The 5932-nt window shown below is 54.8% G+C and carries 6 protein-coding genes; 2 read left to right on the top strand and 4 right to left on the bottom strand.

What is annotated here, in order from left to right; genetic code table 11:
• Nucleotides 1–406 precede the first annotated feature (406 nt).
• Together MHM85_RS18055 and MHM85_RS18060 are read left to right on the top strand one after the other, a co-directional pair.
• A complete protein-coding gene (locus MHM85_RS18055; RefSeq protein ID WP_239286576.1) occupies nucleotides 407–562 on the top strand; it encodes a DUF333 domain-containing protein in 156 nt (51 codons plus the stop codon).
• A 122-nt stretch (nucleotides 563–684) separates the two neighbouring features.
• On the top strand, nucleotides 685–2415 hold the full coding sequence (locus tag MHM85_RS18060; RefSeq protein WP_239286575.1) for a GGDEF domain-containing protein: 1731 nt from the start codon (nucleotides 685–687) through the stop codon (nucleotides 2413–2415).
• A 7-nt stretch (nucleotides 2416–2422) separates the two neighbouring features.
• Here the strand turns inward: MHM85_RS18060 and MHM85_RS18065 are convergent, their stop codons facing one another.
• The 4 genes from MHM85_RS18065 to MHM85_RS18080 form a co-directional block, all read right to left on the bottom strand.
• Entirely contained in the window at nucleotides 2423–3436 is a 1014-nt protein-coding gene (locus tag MHM85_RS18065) for a potassium channel family protein (protein WP_139527053.1), read from the bottom strand.
• A 9-nt stretch (nucleotides 3437–3445) separates the two neighbouring features.
• Nucleotides 3446–4396 carry a cation transporter gene (locus MHM85_RS18070; protein ID WP_153842802.1) on the bottom strand — a complete coding sequence of 317 codons (951 nt, stop codon included), beginning with the start codon at nucleotides 4394–4396 and terminating at the stop codon, nucleotides 3446–3448.
• Nucleotides 4393–5022: a transporter substrate-binding domain-containing protein gene (locus MHM85_RS18075; protein WP_153842803.1), complete on the bottom strand. Its 630-nt coding sequence runs from the start codon at nucleotides 5020–5022 to the stop codon at nucleotides 4393–4395. The genes MHM85_RS18070 and MHM85_RS18075 overlap by 4 nt, the downstream gene beginning before the upstream one ends.
• A 257-nt stretch (nucleotides 5023–5279) precedes the next feature.
• Nucleotides 5280–5609, bottom strand: a complete 330-nt coding sequence (locus MHM85_RS18080; protein ID WP_139527056.1) for a four-helix bundle copper-binding protein — start codon at nucleotides 5607–5609, stop codon at nucleotides 5280–5282.
• Between the last annotated feature and the right edge of the window lie 323 nt (nucleotides 5610–5932).

Raw genomic sequence — 5932 nt, forward strand, 5'->3', positions numbered from 1 at the left:
GGCGGGAGCAGCTTCTTGAGGATGGCTTCCCGGCGCTCATCGGAGTACTTCATCGGAACCTCGTCACGCCCCACATCGTTCAGAGTCTAACAGCCGTTGACACTCCAACTAGCTTGACAGTGTGGGCCATCGAGTGACCTACTGGAAGTGTGCAAGGGTGACGACGCGCTAGCCGATGCGCTTACATTTATATTGGTCCGTCAAGCTGCCTTCACAGCATAATGGCTTATGGTGGTGGGGTGTAGAGAGAGACGTGGCTTGAGCGTCGTTGAGATGTGAAAAATTGTGGAGCGCCGTTTGGCGGGCCTGATGCGGCGAAGTAGAGTGAGGAGTACCACGAATGAAACATAGCGTCTTAATAATGATGTTGACGTTAGTAGGCTGTGCGGGAGGAGAAGGCGCTAATATGCAGACGGCGGCTGCGGCGTATTGCGTCAGCCTGGGCGGCGAGCGCCTCACCCGCGAAAGCGCTTTGGGAACGGGGCGTTACTGTCGACTGCCGGATGGTCGGGTCGAAAACGAGTGGCACTTATATCGAACAGAGCGATTGGATAATGATTAACGCCACCAACGAATAGGCGTTTGAAACGCATCAAACGTGCTATCAACGCAATTTTGAGCGTATAAGGTTAGCGTTAATAAAAAATAGGGTGAGCTGGTGGGTCACGCCAGCTAGGGGATCGGATGGGTACGTTCAACGTCTTGTTGCGCTTTTTTTGCGTAGGAATAATGGCTGGCTTGCTGTTGCTGTCCGGTTCTTCGGCCTACGCTAGCGCGCCTGCACCGCTGACCGATTGGGAGTATCGCTGGGGAGATGCTCCTTTAGAAGATGACGCGCCTTGGACCCCCATCGATTTTCCTTCTAACCCCCCGGAGCGCAACGGCCAGAAGTCCGTGTGGTTTAAAACGGTCTTGCCAGAGGGAGAGTGGCGTGACCCGGTGTTGCACATTACCAGCATTAACTTGGTGGGGCAGATCTACCTCGACGGCACGCTGATTTATCAGCATGGCGATATGGAGGCGCCTCGTTTCATCGGTTGGCCGTGGCATTTGGTTCCGCTGCCGGAGAACTCGGCGGGCAAGACGCTGGCGCTGCGTATCCACTCCGATTACACCAGCATCGGGCTGTGGGGCGATGTAGAAATCACCGATCGTATCGATGCGCTGAAGGGGATGCTCCACGCTTCGGTACAGGACCTTGCGGTGAGTGCCTTCAGCCTGCTACTGGCGACGTTGGCAGCGATTTTTGCCATGATTGGACCTGAGCGTCGGGGCTTTTTCGCCATCGCGCTGTTTGCGTTTTCGTCAGGGTTGATGCTGTTGGCAGAGACCCCCGTTCGGCAGCTGTTGGCAGACGCGCCGCTTACCTGGGACATTTTACGAGCCGCCAGCTACTTTACGCTGCCCATTGCCATAGGCTTGTTGCTGAGCCACTGGTTGGATGGTGCACCAAAGCGCTGGATGAGGCGTTTATGGCAGCTCCATTTGGCGTACCTCGTGGTCTCGATTGGTCTGGTCGCACTTGGCGTGGTGAACTTGGCACTGACGTTCCCCATATTCGACGTGCTGCTGTTGCTCACGCTCCCCCTCATGCTTCTGCTGGCGCTGCTGCGGGTGCGTCGTTTGAATTTGGAGCAGCGGCTGTTCGTCACTAGTTTCCTGCTGTTTGCGCCACTTCTGTTGCTGGATATGTTGGTGGCGCACGAGCTGATCCCTCGGCGCGATGTGCCACTGAGCTATGGGGCGTTGGGCTTCTCTTTGGCTATCGTGGGGATTTCGCTGTGGCACTATCGTCATACGCAGCGTCAGCTTGCTGCGGCCAACCAGACGCTAGAAGCACAGGTGACGGCGCGGACGGCAGAGCTAGATACCTTGGTCGAGCAGCTCAAGGGGCTCTCGCTTCAGGATGCCCTGACCGGCCTCAATAACCGTCGCCATTTCGACACCTTGCTACATCAGGAAATGGCGCTCGCGCAGCGTAAGGGAAGCCTGCTTTCGCTGCTGATGATCGATATCGATCATTTCAAGAAAGTGAACGATAACTTTGGCCACGACGCTGGCGATGCCGTTTTGATCGAGGTCGCGGCGCTGTTAAAGAAGCATTTTCGCGGTACGGACGTGGTGTGTCGGTTGGGGGGCGAGGAGTTCGTCGCGCTCCTACCGGGCACCGGAACGGCCGAGGCGCAAACGCGTGCCGAGAAACTGCTGAAGGCACAGCGTGACCAAGCGTTGAGTCACCTTCATCAGCCGCTTGGGCGCATTACGCTCTCTTGCGGAATCGCCACGTATCCGGCTCACACCATGGACCCTAAAAGGCTACTGCGCTTAGCCGACACAGCGTTGTACAAAGCCAAGAATAACGGCCGCGACCGTTGTGAAGTATGGGAAGGGGCCGTGTCGTCCAGCGAGCAGTAGCTAGCGGCTATGATGACTCGTTTTGCCAGACGTTTGGCCATGCCCAGCCATCTTTATGCACGTAGGCAGCCAGTAACCGCTGTTGGCGGGTGGCAAGCTGTTGATGTATCTCTTGGTGAGCGGCGGTGATGCCAGGCAATCGTTGGTACTCTGCTAGCGAAGGTAGCTCTGGGAGGGTAGGGGTAGGGTCGATGAACGCGCTGTCTAACGTCGCGAGAAAGTTTTCAAGCGTGACGATGCCCGTTTTAAGCTGTTGCCGCGTCGCGTGGTCGATATCGGGGCAAGCAATTTGTGCAATGACCAGCGCTTGATAGAGTTTCGCGAGAGCAACCGGTAGCGATTTTTGACGGTTAGGGTCGTGATAATAGTGCAAAATGGGATACGCCAGATGCTGCTGCCCCAACCGGCTAATGGCCTGTTGGAGTGGTTGTAGCTGCTGTACCAAGCTTGTGTACTTCCCATTATCATGGGTCGCGCGAAGAATTTGTAAGGGGCTATTGCCCAGCGCATGGATGGACAGCGCGACATGGCGTTTTTCGGTGACATTGGCCATGATGCTCAGCATATACGTAATGGTGAGCGTAAAGAGAAAAAAGCCGTTGGCAGCTGCCAGCGGTGGTGCAAGCCGCCAAGTGTCGCTGCCCGGAACGAAGTCGCCGTAGCCCAAAGTGGTCAATGTATAGCCCGCATAGTACAGGCGCTCGACATCGTTGGCAGGGGCTTTGGTCGTGGCGTTCACCACGGCGTCTTCGGTGCTGCAAAACAGTAGCCACCATCCGACTAGGGCAAGCAGCAGCCAAACGGTCATCAAACCTACGGTCAGCCAAGGGCCTGCTGCAGACAGTACGCGGTGGCAGCGATGACGTTGATGCAATGCCAGTAACAGGGTCCATACCGTGCTAATGGAGCGGTTGGTCAAAGGGCCAGAGTGAGAGGCAGACAGCGTCGTCTTGATGGCATCATAATTGGCAAGGGTTATTAGAAGGATGCCAACGATACCGAGCCAGTGATGTCCTATCATGCTCGCTTCCTAGTTCGAAGAATCGGATGGGGTGACACTCACCACCACTTCATAAATACGCCAATCATAATGATTCAGCATGGCCTCTGCCGAGGCAACGCGCTCGGCCAGTCGATGCGTATCGCGCGGGACAATGAATGCTTCACCGCTGAACACGTGTCCCTCTTCTCGTAGTCGAACGGCAGCGTCCAAGACCCACTCGTATCGTTTGAGTGCCGTTTCCAGCGACTCGGCTAACGGCTCGGGTTGGGTGTTCGACGTAAATCGCGGGCGGCGATCCAATAAATCACCCACGGCCTCTTTCAGGTTCACCACGCCGTCCTTGGTCACATCGATGGCGATGAGCGCTGCCGCTAGCGCATCTGCCCACCAGATACCGGCACCAATCCCCAAAATGCCGATGATCGCTGCCAAGCCGGTCATCCAGTCCGCTTTGCTCATCTTACCATCGACATAGACGGTTTTTTCATGCACCTGTATGGCGGCTTTGGTCTGCAAGCGGCCAATCACCATGGGAGGACTCACACTGTAGATGAGGGCACCGATCATTAACCAGCCCATCCAAAACGTATGCCCAAAGAGCGAGATAGCGCCTACTGAGGGGTGCTCCTGACTGATCAGTTTCATGATCGAATCCAGTAACAGCAAGCTCCCCATCAGGCTCAGTGCCGTGGCCGCGCATAAAAACGCAATCACCGTGGCGCGCTGGTAGCCGTAGGGAAAGGTATCGTTAGGGGGGCGGTTACGAAAATGCATGGCGATCAAGAATGCCACGGGAGGAATGAGCGATAGGATGTCCTCTATCCAGGCCGCTTTCATGGCTTGGCTGCTGCCTAACACCAGCCCAAGCACCAGAATGATTGAGACCCGAAACCCCAAGTTCCACCACTCCAGTCTCACCAAATAATCGAGCTGGCGCTGTTTGTCAGCAGGCATACGGTAGGGCTTGCGTATTTTCATTCAGCGGCCTCGACGCGTTTTAGCTGCTCATAAAGAGAGGATTGGTCATTGAGATGGCGTTGAAGCGCCAACATGAGGGCGTTTTCCCCTTTGGGTAGCGCCATCACATGGTGTTCGCTGGTGAGTCGATGAGCCGTTGGTCGAAAGCCATGGGCTTCTAACCACCATTGAGGGCCAGCTACCCAGCCCGGCGCGTCATGCACGCGCTCGGTGATCACGGGGGTCGCGCCCAGCGCACGGATCGACTGCGTGACGCTATTGAGACGCGCCACGGCGATGTCTTGGCCCTCGAGGGCAGCGTCGCCCGCTGCGTGAGCGTTAGGGTGATGAGGCGCGATACCAATGACATGATGTGAGGTGAAGTACGGGCGTGTCGTGGCGGCTAGCTGAGTAAGACGCGTATTGTGAGTAAAGCCGCCGGCCACAATATCGAGCTGGTGGTGGTTGAGCGCTTTCAGTAGCTCGTTTTCACTGCCCCAGTGCCACTCGATGGACGCATCGAGGCTATTGGCAAACTGGGATAGAAGGCCGATGTCCACCCCTTTGGGGCCCGCAGCGGTAGCGATGACCCAAGGTGGGTTTTCCGTGATACCGATGAAGAGTGTGCCGCCCTCGATATCGCTCATTTTGCGTTCTACATTTTGGGGATAGCGACAGCCAACAAGCGTTAAAAAAAACGCTATACATAGGCATAGTGCGTAACTTTTATGTGACGATTTTTTTCTCACGTTGATGTAAATCTTAGTATTAAAGGGGCGGCTAATAAGCGGCTACTTTTATGTTTCGTTCACTACTGCATGATATAACGAACACAGTAGAAACAGCCGTGCTGTTATCAGCACGGCTGAGCCATTGAAAGACAATGTCGTTAAAGGCGCGGACATTAAGCGGCAATGCTCGCACAGGCGTTGGCACACTGTTGGCAAGCTTGGGCACACGCTTGGCAGTGATCAGCGTCGTGTTTGGCACACTCGTCGGCACACTTTTGGCAAATGTCGGCGCAAAGTTGGCAGATGTCATTGGCGTATTCGCTGTTTTGGGCCATGTAGGACGCCGCCAAGCGACAGATCTGAGCGCACTGAATATCCATGCGTATGCACTCGGCCATTTTGTGTACTTCATCCTCTTGAAGGCACTGGGTAGCGCACTGGTCACAATACGCGGCGCAGATATGACAAGCCTCGATTTTTTCCTTGAACGCTCCAAAATGCATCGTCAGCTCCTGTAGCCACTCTAGTCAACGAAGGGGAGGTATTCCCTTATGGGTCGAGAGTTAAAGCTAGCCGACGATGAGACAACGTACCTGCAATGCCTCTAATTTTTAATATTGTTTAATTTTTCAATAAGGTTTTTTTAAGCATTGTATAGCTTATGTTGAGCCTAAGGGGGAATGTCAAATAATGTGACATGCTAGCCCGGATTTCTCACAGGGTATAAAAGAAAGCGGCTGAAAGTGCTATGATTTCAAGAACCTAACCAATCCATCAAGCACCAACAGCCGCTTCCAAAATGGTACCTGAAAAGCTGACCTTCTCG

Origin of the sequence: Halomonas sp. McD50-4, from assembly GCF_022348135.1 — a bacterium.
Lineage (GTDB): Bacteria > Pseudomonadota > Gammaproteobacteria > Pseudomonadales > Halomonadaceae > Vreelandella > Vreelandella piezotolerans.

Bases quoted from the DNA above. Each gene is read 5' to 3' on its own strand.
- MHM85_RS18055 (WP_239286576.1), top strand. From the start codon at position 407: ATGCAGACGGCGGCTGCGGCGTATTGCGTCAGCCTGGGCGGCGAGCGC.
- MHM85_RS18060 (WP_239286575.1), top strand. From the start codon at position 685: ATGGGTACGTTCAACGTCTTGTTGCGCTTTTTTTGCGTAGGAATAATG.
- MHM85_RS18065 (WP_139527053.1), bottom strand. From the start codon at position 3,436: ATGATAGGACATCACTGGCTCGGTATCGTTGGCATCCTTCTAATAACC.
- MHM85_RS18070 (WP_153842802.1), bottom strand. From the start codon at position 4,396: ATGAAAATACGCAAGCCCTACCGTATGCCTGCTGACAAACAGCGCCAG.
- MHM85_RS18075 (WP_153842803.1), bottom strand. From the start codon at position 5,022: ATGAGCGATATCGAGGGCGGCACACTCTTCATCGGTATCACGGAAAAC.
- MHM85_RS18080 (WP_139527056.1), bottom strand. From the start codon at position 5,609: ATGCATTTTGGAGCGTTCAAGGAAAAAATCGAGGCTTGTCATATCTGC.